The following is a 24,157-nucleotide window of genomic DNA, read 5'->3' on the forward strand; positions in this document are numbered from 1 at the left end:
GCCGATAGAAAGGTGTAAGGCCGAAAAACGCCAGGCATGAATATTGCTCTCCCGGCGCGCAGGAGAGCAACAGGCTCAGGCAATCAATATTGCCCGGAAGTCATTTACGTTGGTTAACGTCGGGCCGGTTATCAACAAATCATCAAGCGCGTGAAAATAGCTATAGCTGTCATGTCCATCAAGATAGTTAATCGCATTAAGGCCGCGTATTTTGCCGCGAATCAGCGTGTCCGGGAAAACCATCGCGCCCGCTGCATCTTCCGTGCCGTCAATACCATCACTGTCCCCCGCGATTGCCCAGATACCGTTTTCACCCTGTAGTGCACAGGCAAGGCTGAGCAGAAACTCGGTATTGCGGCCACCTTTTCCTGACTGACCCTTGTTGACCGTTACGGTGGTTTCACCGCCTGACAACAGCACCGCAGGGCCGGCAACCGGATGACCATACCGCTTTACTGACCTGGCGATACCGGCCATGACCACGGCCACTTCACGGCTTTCACCTTCGATTGCATCTCCCAGAATAAGCGGTGTCAGCCCGTGCTGACGTGCCGCCGCTGACGCCGCCTGCAAAGCCATCGCAGGCGTAGCGATCAGCCTGACTTCGCTGTTTGGTACCTTTTCAACCGGGCTGTAGGACGTGTTTAGCAGCTCGCGAACCGGTTGCGTAACGGCAATACCATATCGCGCCATCACCCTGAGCGCATCCTGCGGCGTGCTGCCATCAGCGACAGTAGGGCCTGATGCTACGTCCGTTGGATTATCGCCCGGCACATCGCTGATAATCAGCGAGACAATACGGGCCGGTTGCGCCAGCACCGCCAGCTTGCCGCCCTTCACTGCGGAAAGATGACGACGCACCAGGTTCATCTCTTTGATGCTGGCGCCACTGTGCAGGAGGGCTCGGGTAATGTTTTGCTTGTCTGCCAGGGTTAATCCCGTAGCGGGCAGAGCCATCAGCGCGGACCCTCCGCCAGAGATCAGCGCCAGCACAAGGTCATCTGAAGTTAAACCGCGCAACGCCTCTACAATCAGCATTGCGGCAGTTTCGCTCATGGCATCTGACACGGGGTGCGCTGCCTCAAGAATGCGGATGCGGCCCGCAGGTACGCCGTGGTCGTAACGGGTAACGACCACGCCTGACATATCCACACCCGGCCAGGCCGCATCTACCGCTGCCGCCATCGCCGCTGAGGCTTTACCGGCGCCAATCACCACACAACGGCCGCGTGGTTTTTCCGGCAAATTCGGAGGGATCACCGGCCCGGCGCGGGCGCTGTCGACAGCCTGCTTAAAGATATCCTGCAGGATCGCTGCAGCCTGTTCATTGTTCATGGTTATGCGGTCTCGGCAACGTCAGCTTTGGCTTCGATAAATTGCACCACGGCGCGGGTGACGTCAGCGGTACTGGCGGTGCCGCCGACATCTGGCGTCAGAATGCCTTTTTTACACACGTATTCGATGCCTTCCATGATCAGCGCAGCGGCATCGCGTTCGCCCAGATGCTCAAGCATCTGCACGGCGGTCCAGAAGGTCGCAACCGGATTAGCGATGCCTTTGCCAGTGATATCGAATGCTGAACCATGAATCGGTTCGAACATGGAAGGGAACCGGCGTTCCGGATCGATATTTGCGGTCGGTGCCACGCCCAGACTGCCTGCCAGCGCACCCGCCAGATCAGACAAAATATCGGCGTGCAGGTTGGTGGCAACGATGGTATCCAGCGTTTGTGGATGCAGCGTCATGCGATGCGTCATCGCATCGACCAGCATTTTGTCCCACTGCACATCCGGAAACTCCAGCGCTACTTCGGCGGCAATCTCATCCCACATCACCATGCCGTGACGCTGGGCGTTGGATTTAGTCACTACGGTCAGCAACTTGCGCGGACGCGACTGTGCCAGAGTGAAGGCGTAGCGCATAATGCGCGTGACGCCCACGCGGGTGAATATTGCCACTTCGGTACCCACCTCTTCCGGTAAGCCCCGGTGCGCACGACCGCCGTTACCGGAGTATTCGCCCTCGGAGTTTTCGCGCACGATGACCCAGTCAAGATCGCCGGGGCCGCGGTTACGCAGCGGGGAGGTAACGCCCGGCAAAATTTTTGTCGGACGCACGTTGGCATATTGGTCGAATCCCTGGCAGATAGGCAGACGCAGACCCCAGAGAGTAATGTGGTCAGGCACATCGGGAGCGCCTACCGCACCGAAGTAAATAGCGTCAAACTTTTTCAGCGTGTTCAGTCCATCTTCCGGCATCATCACGCCATGTTTTTTGTAGTAACCCGAACCCCAGTCAAAGGTTTCTACATCAAACGTCAGCTGCGGATCGCGATGAGTCAGCGCATGCAGCACTTGAACACCCGCTGAAATAACCTCCGGACCGATGCCGTCGGCAGGGATAGCGGCAATTTTGTAGTTACGCATAGTGACTTCTCCAGTTGATTAATGAGTATGAGGATGAGGGATCTCTGCCGCTTGTGGCTTATTCGCACCGGCAGAAAGAATCAGGACAATCAGAGCGGAGAGTGCCAGCAGTCCGGCGACAAAGTAGAGGCCCCAGCTGTAGTTACCGGTTTGCTGACGGATTACGCCAATCATCATCGGGCCGACAAAACCGCCGAGATTGCCGATGGAGTTGATAGTGGCGATACCCGCTGCCGCTGCTGGCCCGCTGAGAAACAGCGTTGGCATGCTCCACAGTGGAGGCTTGGATGCGCTGATTCCCACGGTGACCAGCGTTAAGGCGATGATCACGGCGAACAGCGTGGTGACGTTACCGGCGTAAATCAGCCCGGCCGCAGCCAGCAGACAGGCGCCAATCACATGCCAGCTGCGTTCTCTGGTGCGGTCAGAATGACGTGCCCACAGGATCATGGCGATAACGCCGATGACAGCCGGGAAAGCGTTGAGGAAACCAATCTCCAGCGAGGAAGCACCGAAACTGCGAATAATTTGTGGGGACCAGATACCAAGCGTGTACAGTCCAGCGGAAGTACCGAAATAGACCAGCGCCAGCGCCAGAACGCGCTTGTCCGCCAGCCCGCGCCATGCACTGCTGTGACCCTGTCTGGACGCACGAGCCAGATCCTCGGCCTGCATGGTGTTTTCCAGCCAGGTGCGCTCCTCGTCAGTCAGCCATTTGGCTTTGGCCGGGCGGTCAGTAAGAAAGAACAACACGACAACGCCCAGTATCAGCGCCGGGGCCGCCTCCAGTACAAACATCCACTGCCAGCCGGCATAGCCGAGGAAACCATGCATCTCCAGCAGGGCAGCTGAAACAGGGGATCCCAGTGCGGTTGAGAGCGGAGCTGCGGCCATAAAGATAGCAGTGACCTGCGCGCGTTTTGCTGCCGGGAACCAGTAGCTCAGATAGAGGATAATGCCTGGAAAGAAGCCTGCTTCAGCCACGCCGAGCAGGAAGCGCAGAATATAGAAGCTGGTCGTACCCTGCACAAAAGCCATGCAGCCAGACACTAGGCCCCAGGTGATCATCACGCGGGCGATCCAGATACGAGCGCCCACTTTATGCAGGATTAAGTTTGACGGGACTTCAAAAAGAAAATAGCCGAGAAAGAAAATGCCGGCGCCCAGCCCAAATACGGTAGGTGAAAAGCCCAGATCCTGATTCATGGTCAGGGCAGCAAAGCCTATGTTCACTCGGTCCAGAAACGCAATGAAATACAGCAGCATAATAAAAGGAATGATGCGCAGGGTAACCTTTCGCATAACCTTTTTTTCGAGGTCGTTATTCATTTCAGGATGCTCCACAGTCATGTAGGGTTGTTATAGTTTTGTAATAATCCCAGTATGAATTTTTGAGCGGCTTTATCATCAGCACTGCTTTATACAAATAATTTGCATAATCAGGTTTGGGTGGAAAAATGGATATAAATCAGTTGCGTTGCTTTGTGGTACTGGGTGATGAGCTTCACTTTGGCCGGGCAGCCCGAAAACTTGAAATGATGCCTGCGTCACTCAGCCGATTCATAAAATTGCTGGAGGAAGATCTGGGGATAAGACTGCTGAACCGATCGACCAGAAATGTGTCGCTGACGCCTGAAGGGGCAGCATTTTTGAATGAGGCAAAAACCGTGATTGCTGATTTTGATGCGCTGCGGCTGCGGTTCCGTAAAAAAACATCCTCGCAGAAAAGAACGCTGCGAATAGGCGCTATTGACAGCGCAGCCAGAGGGTTACTGCCAGAACTGATTAATCTTTTCGTCAGGCAGTTCCCTGATGCGGATATCCATATTACTGAAGATAAAACGCACAGCCTAATCCCCCGGCTGCTCTCCGGATGGCTGGACGTGATCTTTGTACGACCTCCTGAACAGGTTGACGTAACGCTGACAACGCGATTTATTGCGAATGAAACCTGCGTGCTGGCCGTTCCAGCTCATCACCGACTAGTGAAACATAGTGAAGTCAGTATTAATGATTTTCGTAATGAACCGGTAATCGTGCCGGAAAGGCGCACCCGGCCTCACAGTCACGATCTGACGATGAATGTTTTCAAAGCGGGCGGCTGCGTCCCCGTTATTGCGCAGTATGCTGAAGAGAAACAGACCATCCTGAGTTTTGTAGCCGCTGGTCTGGGCATTGCTCTGGTCCCTTCATCCTATAAGAATATGAATGCTGACGGCGTGAAATACCTTGCTCTCTCGCCGATGAAGAATGTGGAAGGGCTTCCGCTAAGTGTCATGTGGCATCAGGGAAATAATAATATTTTTGTTAAGGCTCTGCTGGATATACTTTCTGATAACATTGAAAAGCTTACTTATAACATGTAACTGTTTACAGCACGCTGGAGACTGGCCGTCTATTTTCCCTGCGCATGCGTGCTGAAAAAATCGGCAGATTGTGGCTGGATATTATGTTGCTCATTTATAAGCGAAGGCAGAAGATAGCCGTAAAAAGAATCAGGGTGCATAAATTATATGAAACGTGTTCTTATAAAAAACCTTTAAATACATGAAGTTATAAATAAATCTTAACACAAGCTACATACAATAAATTACTCAGGCCGCCATGAGCGAGTAATGGATATGCCTGCATTAACCTGCTCCCCAATAATCAATGCAGCGCAGAGCTAGCAACGTCTGTTTCTGGCACAAAGCGGGCATGCATGTAGGGCAGGGGCCGCTTTGTGCGAAAGGTGGACGTAGCGGAGATATCAGAATACCGAGGGACTCTTTTTTGGGTGTTGGGCTTTTTATTCCCATCCCATTTCTTTATAGGTCTTACTATCCTGTTCAGGAAAACCAGTTTGATATTCTCCCCAGTTACGGAACGCGTAATATTTTTTCATTGCTTCCAGATGGGAATCTGCTTCACATGTCCACACTAATCTGTAGTCCGGCTCTAGAAATTTACGAGCAGAGTCTCCCCTTGGACCGGCAAGACAAAACAGATCTAAACCATCTTCATTTGTCCATAGCTCATGCTTCATAATTTTTTTCCATGAACTGCTTTCCCTAAATTAAGATATTGCGATGTTATCAATGTCCGCTTCGTTGGCACGAAGCAAGCCGAAATCAGGTTAATGTCCTTTACGGAAATCGACTTCTTCATTAACTTTGTGCAAGAAGAATAAGCCTTAGATACGGGCTGCTTTTCGGTCAGCATAATGAAAATTATCATCAAACGCCTTAGCTGAGTACCATCCATTCGCAAGTGTATCGTCAGGCCAGAATAAGCGCGTGAGTTCAGGCTGCCGCCAGGCCTGTTTTACGTAACCGGCTCACGCTTAACACTACTGATGCCGCAGAAGCGACGACAGCAATCCACAGAGCATAATGGACAGCCTGTCGTTCATTTATTGCCAGCAGAGCCCCCATGACAGCTGCACCGAGGCATTGCCCGAACGTCCGGACGATAGACAATACGCCCGATGCGTAGCTGGCATAGTCGCGGGATACGTTAGAGAGCATTTCCCGGTTGTTAGGGCTCTGGAAACAACCAAATCCGATGCCGCACCACAGGCTACGTAAACAGATATCCCATGCCGCAGGGCTGTCGGGCAGCGTGGCCAGCAAAATCAAACCCACAACAAAAAGAGCTAACCCAACGGTAGAAATCAGAGGCGCTGAAAATATGTCGGCCCAGCGGCCCGCATGAGAAGCTATTAACACAATGCCGATCGGCCAGGGCGTAAAGAGTAATGCCGAAACTACAGGGCTGTAGCCATACAGGTTCTGAAACAGAAATGGCAGCGCAATAAAGGTAATCCCCTGGCTCACAAAACAAGCCAGCGAAGTTAACGCGGCCAGGGTAAAGCGTCCATTTTTGAATATTACGGGGGGTAATAAAGGATGCTTTACCCGGCGGATCTGCCAGATAAAAGTTATGGCGCTGAACATCGCGAGCAGACTCCAGCTGACAGCCTCGACGCTGATGCGATGGTCTGAGGAGAAGCTGTTTGCCGCCATTACCATTGAGCCTAAAAGTATTGCAGAAAGCACAGCTCCTGGCGTATCGAACGGCGTTCTGTCGGACGCCGTTTTCCGTGGCAGCGACCTGAATACCAGCAACAGGGAAACGGTGCCGGGGAGCACATTTATGGCGAACAACCATTTCCAGCTCATTATGTCCAGCACTGTGCCGCCAAGTACCGGCGCAATGGCCGACGCTGAAGCAATAAGCAGGGCATGTAGCCCAAGAATACGGCCAAGCAATCGCCCGGGGAAAACAGAACGCAGTATGGCCGGGGCAATGCTCAGGGTAGCTGCGCCGCCGATCCCCTGCATAATGCGCATTCCGATGAGTATCTCCGGCGAACTGGCCAGCGCACAACCCAGTGATGTGAGCGTAAAGAGGGTAAGGCCTGAAAGAAACACGGGTCGGTAACCGACGCGTACTGCCAGCGCAGCGAAGATAGCCAGCGTCATGGCGGCGGAGAGCAGGTAACCGTTGGCGAACCAGACCGAGACATTCGCCGGTACCTGCATCGCTTTTGCCATAGATGGCAGGGCGATGTTGATCATCGTGCCGTCAAACACGCCCATCAGCGTCGTGGTCATCACGGCGGCCATAACGCGTGCACGCTCCTGTCCCGGCAGGCCTTCATCGCCCGGCTGATTTGAAAATAACGTAGTCATCTTTATGCCTGTGAAAAGAGGAATACGAAAACTATAATCAGCAGCAGCTCAAGGCGGAAGATGCAACGTTTGCACTGTATAATTGCGTCTGACGCCATATCTGAATGGTTAGCAGGAACCAAAATGTCCGATCCTGATTTTAACTTGCTTGTTGCGCTCGACTTCTTGCTGGCAGAAGCCAGCGTTGCGGGGGCGGCTCGACGCTTAAATCTGAGTACCTCAGCGATGAGCCGTACTCTCAGCAGGCTACGTGAGGTGACGGGGGATCCCATTCTGGTACGAGCGGGACGTAACATGGTGCTCACCCCCTGGGCTGAAGCAACCCGGGAGCGTGCCAGAAGCGCGGTCAATGAGGCGAGAGCGGTTCTTCAGCCCTCATCCGGGACGCTCAAAGTGGAAGACCTCGAACGGCTGTTCACCATCAGGGCCAATGATGGTTTTGTCGTGGCATTTGGCCCCATGCTGATTGCCGCCGTGGCCGAAGCGGCTCCAAATGTTTGCATACGCTTTGCACCGAAACCTGAAAAAACCTCTCGTTACCTTCGAGAAGGTTTGGTTGACCTGGAGATTGGCGTCCAGAGCAATATGGGGCCAGAAATTCGGGTGCAGAGACTCTTTCAGGATCGCTTTATTGGTGCGGTGCGCAAGGAGCATCCGCTGGCGTCACAGCCGGAAATAGGCGTTGAAGATTATATTGCCTGGGGACATGTGGTGGCGTCACCCGACGGGGTGTTACATGGTTTTGTCGATGATGCCCTGGCGGCGTCAGGCGTCACGCGCAAAGTGATGAGTGTGGTTCCGGGCTTTCCGACTGCGCTATCCGTCGCACTGGCCTCCGACCTTATCGCCATGGTTCCCGCGCTGTACTTGCGCAACCAGCAAATGTCAGAGAATTTACATCTCTTCGAATTGCCATTTAAAACCCGGAACATTGTGGTGTCGCAGATGTGGCACCCAAGAATGGAACAGGATCCCGGGCACCGCTGGCTTCGAGAGAAAATTTTAGAGGTGTGTCGGGTACCGTAATGTAATCCGACCCATTTCAACTAAGTTAACCGGACTGTTATCACGGAAGTTTTAAGACACACGGGACGGTCTCCGGCACGCGTTATTGAGATTCTGCGGCTGATGTTTGCCAGAGGCAAAATCGAAAATACGAATCATCCCCTTTCTGTCATGGCAGGGGAAAGAGGCTCCCCGGATGTTGCCATTATGCGTAAGCATTTCGCCGTACTATGCATCTTTCTCTCAGGGATACGAGAGGGGATGGGGCAAATGAAAACAGCTCTCCAGATAGTTAATGAATTCCGGCGGTAGCCGCTCCAGCTAAAATAGACTCGGTTGAATGGCATGTCCTGCTTCTGATAACACAAAGCAACGCTAGCTACGTCCGTTCCTGACACAGAGCGGACATGCACGAAGGGCAAGGTCCGCTTTGAGCGAAAAGCGGACGTTTTACCATTTGTCAGCCTGGTACTGGTAATAAATTTCTTAACGCTACAGATATACAGCTGGATTAAGCAGGATCTTCAGCAGACGCACTTCTGTTTGTTAAAAACATTTGTCTTTGTTGAAATAAACGACATTATATTCCTTTAAGTTAAAAGGATTTTTTATGAGCGATTCTGCATGCATATCAATAGGGCTGGTCCTGTTTCCGGCTCTTACTCAGCTTGATCTTACCGGCCCTTATGAAGTTTTTGTAAGAGCGCCAGACACAAAGGTTCACCTTATCTGGAAGAACCTGGATCTTGTCGTTTCTGATCGTGGTATGGCGATACAGCCAACGACCACATTTAACACCTGTCCAAAACTGGATGTAATTTGCGTTCCGGGTGGCCCCGGGCAGATAAACCTGATGGAGGACGAAGAGGTCCTTTCGTTTATCCGTACCCAAAGTCAGGAAGCCAGGCTTGTGACTTCGGTATGCACTGGGTCGCTTGTTTTAGGCGCAGCAGGGCTTTTGAAGGGATACAAAGCCACTACGCATTGGGCCTCTCTGGAGCAGCTCGCTTTGTTGGGTGCAGAGCCAGTCAGTGAGCGCGTGGTTCGTGACCGCAACCGTATAACGGGCGCAGGCGTGACTTCAGGTATTGATTTTGCTCTCACTGTCGTATCAGAAATATATGGCAGTGATATTGCTCAGAATATTCAGCTGCATATGGAATATGATCCCGCACCTCCTTTTACCTGCGGCTCACCCCATACAGCATCTGAAGAGCAGTTAAAAAAAGCACAGGAGCAAGCTGCGCCATTTATTGAAAAGAGGCGGCAGGCTACTTTGAAAGCAGCAGCCAGACTGCAGAAATAAGGGCTCAGTTGGGGAGGGCTTTCTGGCACAGAGCGGACTGATATGAAGCTCAGGTCCGCTATGAGCTGCCCTTATTGTATAAAACATGTAGCTAATTTACAGTGAAGCCATTGATTGACAAGTGAGTGAAATCAGGCAAGTAGCAAATGAAAAAAAACTTCGGCAGGACAACAAATAATGTTATTAAATAATAAAAACCTATTTATTACTCTCTTATCCCTCTGCACATTTCAGACTTATGCAGCTCAATGCACTGCGGAAATCCTCGCTAAAAACAAACTGAACAATTTCATCCTTGTGAGCCAGCAGACAAGAAGTGGAATTCCCAAATCTGTATCAATCACTACTGAAAGTCCAGATGGGTATCTCCACACGTCGGTTCAAAGCAACTTCACTCAATGCGGTGAGCTAATTAGTGGCCGTATGGAAGAGGTCAAAACCTCCCCAGGCCAGAAAACAGTTTTCACGGCAACCACTGTCATTCAGTTGAATAAAACCGAATTCGGGTGGCGCATCCAGCTGAACTCAAACGGGGCCATAGCCGATAAAAACAGTCAGAAAACCACGCCGGTCTTTCGGCAGACTCTTGAGGGAATCTACCAGCTTAACGATAAAGGAATTATCAGCCGTGCGGTTAGTCATTCGGTTATCGCGGCCACAAAACCGGAAGATAAAGACAAAACCGCAGTGAGCACAGTCGACTACGCCTTTAATTCATCAGGACTACTGGCAAGTGCGGCAAGTAAAGGAAGTATGGCGATAGATAATTATACGATTGTATATAGTTATGATGCCAATCATCGGCTGATCAAAACGCAATCACCCTCAACCATAGAAGAGTATGGCTATGATAACGAGGGCCGTGAATTGACCATGAGCAAGACCCAGACCTATTTCACCATCGAAAAAAAGCTGGCCACCTGCGAGGAATGGAACTCACATGGAGAATGCACTCGCGCTAATTTGGATATCACGATCACCCCTATTGATCGTACAGATAAACAGTATATGGAAAAACATAACGCCGTAATGACGGCGAAATATGAATACTGGAACTGAACCGCCCCAGCATGGCCTGGTAAATGGCCTGCTCCCCGTTAATAATCCGACATAATTTCAGCCATGTCCGCTTCTGGCACCATGTGGACATCTGCAGCACCCACTATCCGCAGTGGGTAAAGAGCACCGCTCAGCGCTGCCTGGTCATTGACTGACTGATTTTCTCCGGTCTCCGTTAACAGCAGCCTGATTCAGGGAGTGGCCCGACCGCATAGGAAAAATCTGCTTTTTTAGGGCCGTTATAAAACTGACATACAGGCCGTGTAATGTCACTTCGCTGGGACTCAGCTACAAAGATTTGCGATACAGATGATACTTTCCTCTACAGAACGTATTTCCTAAAGGTGAATCATGAATATGCTCTCAACAAAATCGGTCCTAAAGACAGCAGCCTTGGCGCTTACTGCGTTTTTATTAAATCAGGGTACAGCACTGGCTGAAACCGCTGCAGCATCTACGCAGACCATCAACAACAGTACGGTTTCACAGCTGAAGAGTGTGGCGCACGGTAACGACAACCTCATTCTGGCCAGTGGGAAAGGCCTGGCGAGTGGCCTGCGCATCAACTCTGCCTGCGACGATGACGGCAGTCCGTGCCCACATGATGACACCACTGATGATGCATCATAAGTGATAAAAAACCGGCGGTGTCCTGCAGACTCCGGCCTAAAAAAAACCGCCTTACTTACGGCGGTTTTTTATTTTGACCGGCGCAGATCGTTATTCAAAACTCAGGCCAGTAACGCCATCTTCTGGCACGCTAAGCACGAGCCAATTGCGCTGAAGTTCCGCTTTCAGCAAGACGCGGTCGTGTCATACCAGAGCGAACGCTCAACAAACTAAACGCTATCAGAAGGAAACGTTATGCGTACTCGCCCATCATCCCGGTTAATCATTCTTTCACCCGAAAACGATGTTCTGCTGTTTAATTTTGTTCATAAAAATGATGCCTTAAGCGGCATGTCATACTGGGCGACGCCTGGCGGTGGGCTTGAGCTGAATGAATCCTTTGAGCAGGCCGCACTACGTGAGCTGCAGGAAGAAACCGGGCTAAAAAGAGATTCTGCTGGCGCGGCGGTGGCATCCCGAACATTCCCCATGAAGCTGCCTGATGGGGAAACCGTTCTTGCTGAAGAGCGTTTTTTTAAAATCGAGACGGAAAAGAGCGATATCGACTGCTCGGGATGGAGTAATAATGAAAAAAGCGTTATTCAAAATTATCACTGGTGGACATTAGAAGAACTCAGAGAGACTGACCAGACTATCTTTCCCCACGATTTAATCATCGACATACTCAGCGGAAATTTGGTCTGAACATTCAGGATAAAGTGTACAGGCGAATGAAGACGCCAGGACTGACACCTGAATAGCGCATGCCACGGCGATTCAAATACCATTTCGAACAGCCGTACCTGGATGCTACATCCTGGATAGTGATTTTTCGGGCAACATTTTCTCTTATCCAGGACGCAGGCCTTTTAAAAACAGGACATCAGGCAACACAGACGGAATATCCATTGCCTTATCACTCCAGGAGCCTGCGCCGGTCAGCGCTGTCAGGAGACATAAAGTACATATGCGAGCAGGTGCACCACGGCGCTCAGCAGCAGGACGTTGATAAGCGAGAACAGGTGCTTTTGAGAATGCATCACTCCTGCCTCCTGTCTCAGAATGTATAGGTAAAACCAACCATGCCCGTTGCTTCATTGCGCCGCGAGACTATCGGACTCTCTGCCGCATGATCGCCCAGCCACGTATAGCCTGCGCTTACGAGCGTGCCCCAGTGCGGATCAAACTGATGGCTCCACGTCACTGAGGTGTCAACGCCGTAAAACCCGCCGGGTGCGTTATAGCCTGTAAAGCGGCTGCGTCTGCTCTGCACATCGCTGACGCCATACCAGGTGTTCATGTAGCGTGCGTCGCCAAACAGGGCCGCGGTCTGGAGCGCAACGGTATCGCTTTCACTCTGTAGTGGAACCAGCGTGACGGAGGCCTGATAACTTACCCCCTGATCATCGCTGAGCGGCAGGACTGCTTTTCCTTCCGCGCTAAACCAGGGCGTAACCTGCCAGCCGACGGCCAGCGCCGTGTTAACGGTGGCCCTGATTTTCCCCATGCCTTTTAACCGGCTGGCACCGTCGCGCCAGTCCGAATCTTTGTCATCCCGGCCGAGGTTGTAGCCCAGCGAGTGCTCCAGATAGAGCCCGTTGTCGCTCTGCAGGTCATAACCGATACCTTTCTGGGCGTCCGCAAATAAGGCACCCTCTCTGGCCTGAAAGATCGGTACCGCCTGAACGCGGGTCTTGTCTGAGCCACTGTATCGGGGCGCATACTGCGCGCCGGCGCCGATTGTCACGCCATTCTGCGCATCGCTGCTGTCAGCCCGGGCTGCCGCTGAGGCCGTCAGGGCCAGACCGGCCATGTACATCAGCATTTTTCTGGTTGTCATTGTGTCACCTCGTTATCCGTCTGTTATTCGCCCCTTGCCCGGGCGATCGCCTCGCGAATCTGGAGTCTCCCGTAGCTGTGTCAATAAACAGCCAGGGATTTATGAAGAAACTGTCAAGGTGATCCATGCAGAGCAAAATTTTCTGATTGTTAAGGATGAGGCTGACGCAACAGCGAGGTTCCCGCGATTAGGATGGCGGCCATGGGTAACAGACTCGATCGCATCGGCGCACTACGCTATGGGGCGGATGATTACGTGGTTAAGCCTTATCCCCCTGGAGAGATGGTCGCTTGCGTGCAGGCCGTGCTGCGTCGCAGCACAGGCAGGAGCCCGCTGCAGGGGTGAGCCTTGCCGTTCGCCATCAGACCCTGGCCAGCAGGCCCGAACCCCGGAGGGATTCGGCGGAGCTTACCGGCTCTGCCGGTTAGCACAGTAGGTTTCGACGACCCGGCAACGCCGGGGAGCCGGAGGGGGCCATAAGGTTTTTGATACTAACGTCCGCTTTGTGCCAAAAGCGGACGTTGCTAACATCTGCATGCACTAATCCCTGGAGGACAGATTTCACTGCATAGCCATGCAAATGAGCTCGAATTCTGAGGGGCAATTTTTAGGGGCTTACCAGAGAACGGTACTGGATAGCTGCATGGACGCGCTGAAACGCGCCCAGGCGGTGCACGCAAGGGATGTTATGTTTAATGTGGCAGGACTTCCCTGTAGCTTTCATTTTGACGTTAGTTTTTCGCTCTAAACGGCCCATGAGTCGACAGCAAGATGACTATGTCAAAAGTTATGCAGTACGTTGAAATTTGCGCAACAGGTTATTTTAAATATTTACCTGTTATTGCCACGGTGCCCCCATCGAAATCTACACGTAGTGAAACACCAAGGGGCAGCGTAAGCATTGGATGTGTATGGCAACAGTCGAAGCCATCTACAAGTGGTATAGGCTTATCTGCCAGAATTTCCTGCAGCACATCAGCAGGCTGACGCCCAGTTCCTGCGTTATCAAAAAGCTCATGCTTACCTAAAATTATTGCACCAGCTTTATCAAGTATACCGTTGAGCTTTAACATAGAAAAAGAACGTTCAACTGTAGCAATATCTTTCAGACTATCTTCAATAAATAAGATGTCGCCTTTCTCTATTTCAGGCATCCACTTACTTCCCATGATACCTGACAGGGTATTCAGGTTACCGCCTATAACTCGCCCTTCGATGACACCTGCCCCTAAAAACCTACAATTGTTTTCATATAGTAATTTAGGTCTGACTGGCTCGGCGTTATCCCAGTTTAAGCATTCATCAGTCCATTTTTTTGGCAAGTTATAATAATAGTTACCTGCTCGACGCTGCACCAGTAATTCGTAAAACGACTGATAGGTTTCATTTACTAACGGAGGAAACTCACCAAATGAAGCGACCAGTGCAGGTCCGTAAAATGTAACCAGCCCTGTTTTGGCATAGATGCCTGCCAGTAGTGCAGTAGCATCAGAGTAACCAATGATTATTTTTGGATTCTCACTAAGCGTTTGATAATCAAGATAAGGCAAAAGCGAGTTGCTGTTGCTTCCCCCGATAGTGGACATAATACAGCTTACCTCAGGATCACGAATAAGCGCATTAAGCTCGTCTGCTCTCTCTTTAATAGTACCTGAACGATAGTAATCCGACAGGCCTGTGAGACTTCCTGCTTTAAGCCCGAACCCTTTTTGTTCAAGGAATTTTTTTGCGCGGTTAAAGCGGTTAGGTGCCGTTATGGTTGCCGGAGACGACGGTGAAAAAAAACCAATCGTATCACCAATTTTTAATGGAGGAGCAAGCAGCTTTTGTCTTACATGCATATTTATTCACCCTCTGGTTGGAAAGATTTTTACATTAACACGCTGAGAAATACTTGAAGTAGCGTGATTTTATTTAGTTATCAGTCATATTATCCTCAGATTAGTTTCTGAGGATAATAAAATTATAAAAGCGCTGTTCATCAATAACTATTACCGCTGCTCTAAATGTCCGTTTCTCGCTCATAGCGGACATTAACGGCTAACCGTAACTGACAGTCCGGATAGTGCGTAGCGGTTGCTGACGGTCTTGACACCCTCTTGATAGATCGTCGCAGAAATCTTGATAATCGCGAGGTTTAATGGCGCAAAACCCACTAGAGGAACTGCGCCATGTCTGATGAACTCCCCGGCCTGCTTAAACAGGGCGTCAGGCACCTGCTGGATACGCGGCATCTTGTCTCACTGATGCCTTTGCTGCCCTGTTTTGTTCTGATGGTCATTATGCTTACAGGCTGCGATGGGAAAAAACAGCCTGATTCTTCCCCTCCGCGCCCGGTCAGGTTTGTAACGGTCGGTCCGCGCCAGGCTTCCGGGCCGCAGACGCTGACCGGCGAAGTACGGGCACATGATGAAACGTCCCTGAGTTTCAGGCTGGACGGTCGCATAATCATGCGCAGTGCTGATGTGGGCAGCCGCTTCAGACAGGGCGACGCGCTTGCTGTTCTGGACAGTCCGACAGCACAGAACCAGTTAACCAGCGCCCAGGCCGACGTCAGCAGCAGCCGGGCCGCAGAGAAAGTGGCGGCGCTTAACCTGCATCGTATGCGTCTTCTGATACCGTCCGGGGCTATTGCACGGGCGCAGCTGGATAGCGCTTCCGCAGACTGGCAGGCCGCGCTTTCACGCCTTCAGAGCAGTGAGGCGGCGCTGAAAAATGCGCAGGAAAATCTGCGCTGGACAACCCTTACGGCACCGGTAAGCGGCGTGGTAACAGGCATCAGCGCGTCAGCGGGGCAGGTGGTCAGCGCCGGTCAAACCGTCTTTACCGTCGCGTCCGGTGATGAAAGGGACGTCGCATTTGACGTAGCCAGTCCCGGCATCATCTCTCGCCAGCCCGGTGCCGTTTTCCAGGTGGCCTTGCTTCAAAACCCCTCTGTGATTGCACAGGCGCATCTGCGCGATATCAGCCCCCAGGCCGATCCGCAGACGCGAAGCTGGCGAGTGCGCATCACGCTTGATCATCCGCCGAGTGACATGGTGATGGGAGCCAGCGTCGCCATCACGCTTCCATCCGTAGCGACAGCGGCTGAACCGGTCATATCACTTCCGGCTACTGCCCTGACGCGCCTGTCAAATGAGCCCGCGGTGTTCGTTCTGGATCCGGCTAATAATCTGGTTCGCCGGCGGCCCGTGCACATTGCAGGCTATTCAGCGGACGCGGTGTTTATAAGGGCGGGCATATCACCGGGAGATCGTGTGGTAACGGCTGGCGTCAGAAGCCTGCGTGACGGTGAGCGCGTGGCCGGCATAAAGGAGGCGCAGGATGAAGCAGGGATTTAATCTTTCGGCCTGGGCGCTGAAACAACAGCAGCTGATGGCTTTTCTCATGCTGTTGATTATGACCGCGGGCATCATCAGTTATGAACAGCTTTCCCGCAACGAAGACCCGGCGTTTACCATCAAAACGGCGGTGGTGTCTGCGCAGTGGCCGGGCGCGAATCTCAGCGATACGGTCAACCTGGTCACCGACACGCTGGAGAAAAAGCTGCAGGAAATCCCCTGGCTTGACTATGTCCAGAGTGAGACGCACGCCGGGCGCTGCGTTATTTTCATTAATCTTCGCGATAACACACCTCCTGAGCAGGTTGCTGACATCTGGTATCAGGTACGAAAGAAAATGCAGGACGTGGCTCCATCATTACCGCAGGGTGTACAGGGGCCAGCGGTCAATGATGAGTTTGAAGACACGTTTGGCACGATTTACGGATTTACCGCCGACGGCTTTACCCTGCGAGAGCTGCGGGATCGGGTGGACAGCATCCGCCGGGATCTTATGAGCCTGCCGGACGTGGGCAAAATTCAGCTGCTGGGCGAGCAGGAAGAGCAGCTGGTGGTTGCCTTCTCCCCACGCCAGCTCTCCGCCATGGGGCTGGATTTACAGCAGGTCGCTGATGCGCTGCGCGCGCAGAACCTGGTTGAGCCTGCGGGTATCGCCCGTACGGCCGATGACACTGTTGCCCTGCGCGTCAGCGGAGCGTTCAGCAGCGAAGAGAGCCTGCGAGCGGTAACGCTTCGGGTCAACAACCGTTATATCCCTCTGACAGATATTGCCAGCATTATACGCAGGCCGGCAGAGCCGCCGGCTCCGCTTTTTCGCGTCAATGGCCAGCCTGCCATTGGCCTTGCCGTCTCAATGGCGCCAACCGGAAATATGCTTGATTTCGGGCAGGCGCTGCGGTCGCGCATGAACAGCGAAGCGGCACAGCTACCGCACGGTATTGAAATGACCCGTATTGCCGATCAGTCTGCCGTGGTGAAGGAGGCCGTCAGCGGGTTTGTGCATGTGCTGGGGGAGGCGGTAATAATTGTACTGGCCGTTTCTTTCGTTTCGCTCGGGCTACGTGCCGGTCTGGTGGTGGCGGCAGCGATCCCGCTGGTGCTTGCCATGACGTTTGTCTGTATGCATCTTGCCGGTATCGGCCTGCAGCGCATCTCTCTTGGCGCGCTGATTATTGCGCTGGGCCTGCTGGTTGACGATGCGATGATAACGGTTGAAACCATGGTGGCGCGTCTGGAAGCCGGGGATTCCCGTGCCAGTGCTGCGACCTATGCTTTCACTTCAACGGCATTCCCGATGCTGACCGGCACGCTGGTGATGATTGCGGGCTTTATTCCGGTTGGCTTTGCCGCTTCAAGCGCCGGGGAATACTGCTATACCCTTTTTGCGGTGGTGCTTATCGCGCTAATCAGCTCATGGGTTGTGGCCGTGCTTTTTTCTCCGCTGACCGGCAGCTGGCTGTTGCCAGGCACGCTGCAGAAACACACTGCCGGTCGCGGGCTGCCTGGCAGGCTTTACCAGCGCCTGCTTGCCGGAGTTTTGCGGCACCGCTTACTGACAACTGGGCTTGCGCTGGTGGCCCTGGTGCTGGCAGGGGTGGGAACGACATATATGCAGGGCGAATTCTTTCCGGCCTCCGATCGTCCTGAACTTCTGGTCAGCCTCTCTCTGCCGGCGAATGCCTCTCAGGAAGCGACCCTGCGTCAGACAGAGCGGCTGGAGCGCGCGGTATCAGCCAGCCGAGATGTTGACCACTACTCCTCTTATGTCGGAACCGGGGCGATACGCTTTTATCTGCCTATGGACGTGCTGCTTGATGATGAAAATACTGCTCAGCTGGTCGTCGTGGCCAGAAGCCTGGCGGCGCGCGAAAGGCTTCAGCACTATCTCGACAGGGTGCTTGATCGGGATTTCAGCGATATCACGACCCGCGTTTCTCCCCTTGAGCTTGGCCCGCCCGTGGGCTGGCCCGTGCGCTATCGCGTCAGCGGGCCTGATTACAGGCGCGTTCAGGCGCTGGCTGAGCGGCTTTCAACTTTATTAGGGGCTTCCCCCCTGACGCGGGAGGTGAATCAGACCGCAGGCGAGCCTGAGCGGGTTATTACGCTGAAGGTAAACCAGACCGCAGCCCGGGCAGCAGGACTCTCTTCAGATCAGATTGCCCGTTATCTGAACACGATCTGGTCAGGATCGCTTGTTACTACTGTTCGCGACAGAAACCGGCTGATTGACGTCGTGCTGCAGGGCAATGCGGATGAAAGGCGCAATCTTGACAGCCTCTCCGGGATGCTACTGACCTCATCGTCGGGGGCAAAAATTCCGCTGGCGCAGGTGGCCACGCCAGAGTGGGGGCTTGAGGATCCGGTTATCTGGCGGCGCCAGCGTCTGCCGTTTATCACCGTACAGACAGATCTGGCACCCGGTATGCGCGCGGAAACGGTCTCAGCGGGTCTGAAGCCGCTTATTAATCACATGCGGGCGGAATTGCCAGCGGGTTACACGATCAGCGAGGACGGAGCCGTCGCTGAATCTGATAAGGGTAACAGCTCGGTATTTGCCATTTTACCCGTCACGCTGCTCTGCATGCTGGTGCTGCTGATGATTCAGCTAAAGCGCGTTTCCCGTATGCTTCTGGCCCTGCTGATGGCCCCCTTTGGTTTGCCCGGGATCGTGTTGGCCATGCTGCCGACCGGAACGCCTATGGGCTTTGTCGCTTTACTGGGCATTATTGCGCTTGCAGGCATGATTATACGCAACGCGGTTATTCTCATTACCGAAGCAGACCACAACCGGGAGTCGGGGATGCACTATAACGCGGCGATAGGGGCCGCAGCTGCACACCGCGCTCGTCCTATTCTTCTCACGGCAAGCGCAGCTATTCTGGGCATGATCCCTATTTCCCGTCAGATTTTCTGGGGGCCGATGGCGCTGGCCATTATCGGCGGACTGCTTGTGGCGACGGTGGTGACGCTTACGGTTTTACCGGCAGCCATGAGTCTGGTAATGCAGACAGAAGCACGCTTGGCTGCGAGCCGGGCAGCCAGGGCCTCTCGTTAAAATGCCAGTCTGTAACTTCATTACTGAGACCAGGCATAGTCAGTAACTCACACACTATCCTGGTCAAATTCCTGTGAAAGAGGCAGATGTCCGCCACAGGCCAGACAATGTTCACCCGCGCCGACTTTTTCAAGTATCTGACGGGCAAATCTTACTTGTGTTGTAAGTCCTACCGGGTAGGAGTATGATCTGGCCGTCAACGAGAGGGATGATTTGAAGCATGGAATACTATGAGTTCGTTGAAACGTCGATCTTTACGAGAGAGCTTAAGTCTCTTCTGTCAGATGACGAATAAAAAGAGTTTCAGGCGTTTTTGATTGAGAACCCGGAAGCTGGTGATCTGATAGCTGGAACAGGCGGCTGTCGTAAGGTTCGATGGTCAAGACCGGGAACCGGCAAGCGTTCTGGTGTCCGGGCTATATATTACTTCTATAACTCTGTTGGAAAGCTATACATGCTTATCATCTATCCAAAGAGTGAAAAGGATAGTTTAACTGCAGCTGAGAAGGCCCAGCTTAAAGCTGTTATCGCGGGCCTTCAGGGCGAGGAGGAGTAAGTCAATGCGTAAAGAGCTTTTCGATGATCTGATGGCTTCTGCTAAAGAGGCTGTAGAAATCCATCAGGGTAAGCGTGAACCAGCTCGCATTACCCGTTTCGAACTGCCAGACGTTAAAGCTATACGTGCAAGCACGCACATGAAGCAAGATGATTTCGCTGCTGTAATTGGCGTAAGCTCAGCGTTAGTTCAGGCATGGGAGCAGGGCCGAAGAAGCCCATCAGGATCGGCGCTTAAGCTTCTACGCATGATTGAACGTAAGCCTGAGTTCGTTCAAGAGCTTTTACAGGTTTAAGCCTCTTAAAAGCCCCATAAGGGGCTTTCTATTATACTTTTATCAAATAGTAACCTTTTGCCCCTTCTACGAGCTGTGGGATCTGTATACCAACACTACCTTCAGTTTCAGTCACAAAGCAGTCAATCGCCACAGAAATACCTCTCCAGGTTTTGACTAAACATCCTGTGCCCACGGTTGGTGACGAACGGGCGAGCCTTATTCTGCCGGGTTGAGCCGCTGGAAGAGCATTATCCGCTGACGTGATAATGACGGGTAAAGAAACAACTGCAATAAATCTGAAAAACGCGGCGCGTGGCCAGTTCCATATAACAAAACTGCAATAAGAAAAGCGATAATTATTTACATTCCAGCCGTTAACGCTGCGTGCTTTCCTTGTCTGGCAAGGGATGCGGCCGTTTTGCTGTCCATTGCACAGCGCCGCGAGAGAGGGGACTTTTGCCGCAAAGTTATAACTTCCCGCTATAACATATGTCTTTCCATTATCGGCCTGGTCTGTTTAGAGGTGTTATTTTAAGGCTCTCTAAAACAGCATAAGTGACATAAATATGGCGTCACATATTATTGATTTTCTTTTAATTGGCAACAATTTTGGCACACCAGAAATGCGCGATGTCTGGTCGGAACAAAGCCGACTGAAGCAGCAGGTAAAGGTCGAAGTAGCGCTGGCGCAGGCGGAAGGCGAACTTGATGTCATTCCGGCGCAGGCGGCAAAAACCATTATCGAGCGCGCCGACCCGTCAACGCTAAATATCGACGACATCGCACAGCAGGGCGCGCAGATGAAGCACTCTCTGATGCCGACGCTGATCGCACTGCAAAAACAGTGCGGCGAGGCGGGCGAGTTTATTCACTACGGCGCCACCACGCAGGATATCGTCGATACTGCCACCGTGCTGCAGCTGTGCGACGCGTTCGCCATTATTCAGCGCGACACGACACAGATGGCAAACGAGCTTGCGACCGTCGCCAGACGTTATCAGCATACGCCGATGGTGGGGCGCACCCACGGTATGCAGGCGTTGCCGACCACTTTCGGCTTTAAAGTCGCCGTCTGGCTGGATGAGTTCCTGCGCCATCTGACGCGCCTGAACGATATCAAACCCCGCACGCTTACCGGCAATATTAACGGCGCCATCTCCACCTACGCCTCCTTCGGCCCCCTTGGCCCGGAAGTGGAAAAGCGCACCCTCGACATTCTCGGACTGGCGACGCCGAATATCGGCTGGCAGTCGGCGCGCGACCGCTTCTCCGAGTTCGCCTCCGTGGCGGTACTGATCAGCGGCACGCTGGGTAAAATCGGTAACGAGCTTTACAACCTGATGCGCACCGAAATCAACGAGATTGAGGAGCCGTTCTCCGCCGGTAAGATCGGATCGACCACCATGCCCCACAAGCGCAATCCCGCCGCGCTGGAAGGGCTGGCCAGCCTGACCGCGCCGGTGCTGAAAAGCGCCGCGCTGATTTATGAGTCGATGCACGTTGAACACGAGCGCGATGCCATGAGCTGGCGCGCCGAGTGGATCGCGCTGCCGGAAATCTGCATCTACCTTTCGGCGCAGTTGCAAAACGCTATCGCCATTCTGCGCGGCATGACGGTGAACGAAGCGCGCATGCGCCGCAACCTCGATATGCAGGGCGGCCTGCTGCTGTCGGAAAAAGTGATGTTCGAACTGGGCAAAAAAATGGGCAAGCAGACCGCGCACCATGTGGTGTACGACTGCGCCATGCAGGCCTGGGAGCAGCAGCGCGATTTTATAGAGACGCTGCGCGCTCATCCGCAGATGGACAACAGCATCAGCGACGAGGAGCTGAACCGCTGGCTCGATCCGGTGAACTACCTCGGTTCGGCGACGCGCAAGGTGGATGAGGTGATCGCCGCCGCGCAGGCCTCCGGCCTGCTGGAGAAATCGCCATGAGCGACAGCTTCCGCCAGCTGACCGCGGAGGATACCGCGGCCTACTACGCGCTGGTACATGCGGCCTACGCTTCCGCGCGCGACCTGGGTATTAAATTTGATGCCGCCACGGCGGATGCGGCGCAGATGCAGCGTCATATCGCCGCCCACGGCGTCTACGGCATGTTCCGCGACGGTGAACTGGTGGCGTCGGTGACGCTGCGTTATCCCTGGGGGCCGCTGCCTGGCCCGTTCGGACTGCCGCATATCGGCTGGTTCGCCACCGCGCCGCACTATCGCGGTCAGCGGCTGGGCGTGAAGATGCTCGACTGGCTGGAGCAGGCGGTACTGCGCGATCAGCTGCGCGCGCCAGCCTATTCCCTCGGCACCGCCGAGAGCCATCCGTGGCTGATTCAGCTTTACGAGGCGATGGGGTTTGAGAAGGTCAGCAAAAAAGACCTCGGCAAAGGCCACATCACCGTTTACATGAAAAAAACTATTCATACACCGCACGCCCGCTAAGCGCGGCTGCAGATAAGAAACCAGGGAGATCACCATGAAAAAAGGGTTAATCGCACTGTCCGTTGTAATGGCGGCCTCACTGCTTAGCGCCTGCGACAATAATGATAAATCGGCGCAGGGCGGTTCCGACGCCACCACTATCCGCGTCGGCGCGACCGGGCTGAGCTTTCCCGGCGCATTCAAAAAAGAGGGCAAGCTGACCGGGTTCGACGTTGAGGTCACTGAAGCGATCGCCAAAGACCTGAACTACAAAATCGAGTGGGTTACCTCTGACTTCAGCGGCCTGATGGGCCAGCTGGAGGGCGGCAAGCTCGATACGGTGGCGAACGTGGTGGCGATTACGCCGGCGCGCCAGGCGAAATATAACTTCTCCACGCCCTACAGCTACTACGGCAGTCAGATCGTGACCAATAAAGACAATGCCACTATCAATACGCTGGATGACCTGCGCGGCAAAACCATCGCTGGCGTGCTCGGCTCCAACCATCTGGTTAACCTGAAAAAAGCCTTCGGCGATAACGGCGTGACGATCCGCACCTATGAGAGCCGCGACGGCGCGATGAACGACGCCATCAACAACCGCGTGCAGGGCTACGTCAACTCCGGGCCGATTCTGCTGGCGGAGATCAACCAGAAAGGGCTGCCGCTGAAGTTTGTCGGTCAGCCGCTGGTGATCGAGTCGGTCGGCTTCCCGTTCCATAAAGATGAGAAGGGCGACAAGCTGCGCGCCGCGTTCGACAAAGAGGTCGATGCGATGCGTAAAGATGGCCGCCTGAAAGCGATCTCAGAAAAATACTTCGGCGAAGATATCACCGCGCAGCCGTCTCACTAAACCCGGCGTTTACTTGTCAACGTTTGCCACCGTCGGGTGGCAAACGTCGTTAAGGGCTTTTTATGAATTTCGATTTTAATTACCTGCTGAAAATCTCGCCGCAAATCCTCAGCTATCTGCCGGTCACGCTGATGCTGGCGGTGGTGTCGATGGCGTGCGCCATGGTGATCGGCCTTGGGCTGTCGCTGCTGCGCAACAGCAAATCGACCCTGGTGAGCAAGCTGGTCGAGCTCTATATCTCGCTGTTTCGCGGCATGCCGTCGCTGGTGCAGCTGTTTATTATCTACTTTGGCCTGCCGCAGCTCTTCCCGGCGCTAAACGGCATGTCCGCTACCACCGCCGCAATTATCGGCTTTAGCCTGAAGACATCTGCCTATATGGCGGAGATCTACCGCGCAGGCCTGGCGTCGGTGGATCCGACGCAGATGGAAGCGGGGCTCTCAATCGGCATGCGCCGGCCGCAGATCTATCGTCGCATTATTCTGCCGCAGGCGCTGCTCAATGCGCTGCCCGCTACCGGCAATACCTTTATTTCGCTGATTAAAGATACCTCGGTGGCATTTGCGCTGGGCGTCTCTGAGATGTTCGCCGAAGGCAAAATGATCGCGGCGGAGTCGCTGCGCTACTTTGAAACCTTCCTCGTAGTAGGTCTGATTTACTGGCTGGTGATTATCGGTTACGCCCGCCTGCAGGCGCTGCTGGAGAAAAAACTCAGTCACTCACTGCAACGCTAGGGCTCTT

Annotated in this window: 20 protein-coding genes and 2 pseudogenes; 15 read left to right on the forward strand and 7 right to left on the reverse strand. The window is 53.5% G+C overall.

Going from position 1 to position 24,157, the window contains the following annotated elements:
- Positions 1-75 precede the first annotated feature (75 nt).
- From LB453_RS00540 to LB453_RS00550, 3 genes are read right to left on the reverse strand one after another with little or no spacing between them, the layout of a single operon-like run.
- Positions 76-1,335 (reverse strand): glycerate kinase, encoded by a 1,260-nt coding sequence (locus LB453_RS00540; RefSeq protein WP_103797057.1) that lies wholly within the window; start codon positions 1,333-1,335, stop codon positions 76-78.
- Between the two features lie 2 nt (positions 1,336-1,337).
- On the reverse strand, positions 1,338-2,426 hold the full coding sequence (locus LB453_RS00545) for a tartrate dehydrogenase (RefSeq protein ID WP_103797058.1): 1,089 nt from the start codon (positions 2,424-2,426) through the stop codon (positions 1,338-1,340).
- A gap of 18 nt (positions 2,427-2,444) precedes the next feature.
- A complete protein-coding gene (locus LB453_RS00550; RefSeq protein ID WP_103797059.1) occupies positions 2,445-3,755 on the reverse strand; it encodes an MFS transporter in 1,311 nt (436 codons plus the stop codon).
- 128 nt (positions 3,756-3,883) lie between these two features.
- On the opposite strand from LB453_RS00550, the gene LB453_RS00555 reads away from it, so the two are divergent.
- The gene (locus LB453_RS00555) at positions 3,884-4,792 is read left to right on the forward strand and encodes a LysR family transcriptional regulator (RefSeq protein ID WP_224481406.1); all 909 of its coding nucleotides are present in this window, start codon (positions 3,884-3,886) and stop codon (positions 4,790-4,792) included.
- A gap of 422 nt (positions 4,793-5,214) precedes the next feature.
- Here the strand turns inward: LB453_RS00555 and LB453_RS00560 are convergent, their stop codons facing one another.
- Positions 5,215-5,451 carry a hypothetical protein gene (locus LB453_RS00560; protein ID WP_103796404.1) on the reverse strand — a complete coding sequence of 79 codons (237 nt, stop codon included), beginning with the start codon at positions 5,449-5,451 and terminating at the stop codon, positions 5,215-5,217.
- A 256-nt stretch (positions 5,452-5,707) separates the two neighbouring features.
- Positions 5,708-7,099 (reverse strand): MFS transporter, encoded by a 1,392-nt coding sequence (locus LB453_RS00565; RefSeq protein WP_103796406.1) that lies wholly within the window; start codon positions 7,097-7,099, stop codon positions 5,708-5,710.
- A 123-nt stretch (positions 7,100-7,222) separates the two neighbouring features.
- Between LB453_RS00565 and LB453_RS00570 the strand changes: the two genes are divergently transcribed.
- From LB453_RS00570 to LB453_RS00590, 5 genes are all read left to right on the forward strand, one after another.
- Positions 7,223-8,125 carry a LysR family transcriptional regulator gene (locus tag LB453_RS00570; protein WP_103796407.1) on the forward strand — a complete coding sequence of 301 codons (903 nt, stop codon included), beginning with the start codon at positions 7,223-7,225 and terminating at the stop codon, positions 8,123-8,125.
- Between the two features lie 589 nt (positions 8,126-8,714).
- Positions 8,715-9,410: a DJ-1/PfpI family protein gene (locus LB453_RS00575; protein WP_103796408.1), complete on the forward strand. Its 696-nt coding sequence runs from the start codon at positions 8,715-8,717 to the stop codon at positions 9,408-9,410.
- Between the two features lie 177 nt (positions 9,411-9,587).
- On the forward strand, positions 9,588-10,469 hold the full coding sequence (locus tag LB453_RS00580; protein ID WP_103796409.1) for a hypothetical protein: 882 nt from the start codon (positions 9,588-9,590) through the stop codon (positions 10,467-10,469).
- 351 nt (positions 10,470-10,820) lie between these two features.
- Complete coding sequence (locus LB453_RS00585) at positions 10,821-11,099, forward strand: hypothetical protein (RefSeq protein WP_103796410.1); 279 nt, start codon at positions 10,821-10,823, stop codon at positions 11,097-11,099.
- A gap of 234 nt (positions 11,100-11,333) precedes the next feature.
- Positions 11,334-11,783 carry an NUDIX hydrolase gene (locus tag LB453_RS00590; protein WP_103796411.1) on the forward strand — a complete coding sequence of 150 codons (450 nt, stop codon included), beginning with the start codon at positions 11,334-11,336 and terminating at the stop codon, positions 11,781-11,783.
- A 352-nt stretch (positions 11,784-12,135) separates the two neighbouring features.
- On the opposite strand, the gene LB453_RS00595 is transcribed toward LB453_RS00590, so the two are convergent.
- Positions 12,136-12,918 carry a MipA/OmpV family protein gene (locus tag LB453_RS00595; protein WP_103796412.1) on the reverse strand — a complete coding sequence of 261 codons (783 nt, stop codon included), beginning with the start codon at positions 12,916-12,918 and terminating at the stop codon, positions 12,136-12,138.
- A gap of 165 nt (positions 12,919-13,083) precedes the next feature.
- Here LB453_RS00595 and LB453_RS00600 point away from each other — a divergent pair.
- A pseudogene (locus tag LB453_RS00600) lies at positions 13,084-13,236 on the forward strand (DNA-binding response regulator); the annotation flags it as partial.
- A 500-nt stretch (positions 13,237-13,736) separates the two neighbouring features.
- Here LB453_RS00600 and LB453_RS00605 read toward each other — a convergent pair.
- Complete coding sequence (locus tag LB453_RS00605) at positions 13,737-14,759, reverse strand: S66 peptidase family protein (protein WP_103796414.1); 1,023 nt, start codon at positions 14,757-14,759, stop codon at positions 13,737-13,739.
- 330 nt (positions 14,760-15,089) lie between these two features.
- Between LB453_RS00605 and LB453_RS00610 the strand changes: the two genes are divergently transcribed.
- From LB453_RS00610 to LB453_RS00645, 8 genes and pseudogenes are all read left to right on the forward strand, one after another.
- Positions 15,090-16,259 carry an efflux RND transporter periplasmic adaptor subunit gene (locus LB453_RS00610; RefSeq protein WP_103796415.1) on the forward strand — a complete coding sequence of 390 codons (1,170 nt, stop codon included), beginning with the start codon at positions 15,090-15,092 and terminating at the stop codon, positions 16,257-16,259.
- On the forward strand, positions 16,243-19,314 hold the full coding sequence (locus tag LB453_RS00615) for an efflux RND transporter permease subunit (RefSeq protein ID WP_103796416.1): 3,072 nt from the start codon (positions 16,243-16,245) through the stop codon (positions 19,312-19,314). Before LB453_RS00610 ends, LB453_RS00615 begins: the two co-directional genes overlap by 17 nt.
- Before the next feature lie 220 nt (positions 19,315-19,534).
- Positions 19,535-19,870, forward strand: a pseudogene (locus LB453_RS00620) (addiction module toxin RelE).
- A 4-nt stretch (positions 19,871-19,874) separates the two neighbouring features.
- Positions 19,875-20,165: a NadS family protein gene (gene nadS, locus LB453_RS00625; protein ID WP_103796417.1), complete on the forward strand. Its 291-nt coding sequence runs from the start codon at positions 19,875-19,877 to the stop codon at positions 20,163-20,165.
- Between the two features lie 548 nt (positions 20,166-20,713).
- Complete coding sequence (purB, locus tag LB453_RS00630; protein WP_103796418.1) at positions 20,714-22,084, forward strand: adenylosuccinate lyase; 1,371 nt, start codon at positions 20,714-20,716, stop codon at positions 22,082-22,084.
- Positions 22,081-22,584, forward strand: a complete 504-nt coding sequence (locus LB453_RS00635; RefSeq protein ID WP_103796419.1) for a GNAT family N-acetyltransferase — start codon at positions 22,081-22,083, stop codon at positions 22,582-22,584. Before purB ends, LB453_RS00635 begins: the two co-directional genes overlap by 4 nt.
- A 28-nt stretch (positions 22,585-22,612) precedes the next feature.
- Complete coding sequence (locus tag LB453_RS00640; protein ID WP_375337776.1) at positions 22,613-23,416, forward strand: transporter substrate-binding domain-containing protein; 804 nt, start codon at positions 22,613-22,615, stop codon at positions 23,414-23,416.
- A 62-nt stretch (positions 23,417-23,478) separates the two neighbouring features.
- Positions 23,479-24,150 carry an amino acid ABC transporter permease gene (locus LB453_RS00645; RefSeq protein ID WP_103796421.1) on the forward strand — a complete coding sequence of 224 codons (672 nt, stop codon included), beginning with the start codon at positions 23,479-23,481 and terminating at the stop codon, positions 24,148-24,150.
- Positions 24,151-24,157 lie beyond the last annotated feature (7 nt).

Source organism: Pantoea agglomerans (genome assembly GCF_020149765.1).
Classification (GTDB): Bacteria; Pseudomonadota; Gammaproteobacteria; order Enterobacterales; family Enterobacteriaceae; genus Pantoea; species Pantoea alvi.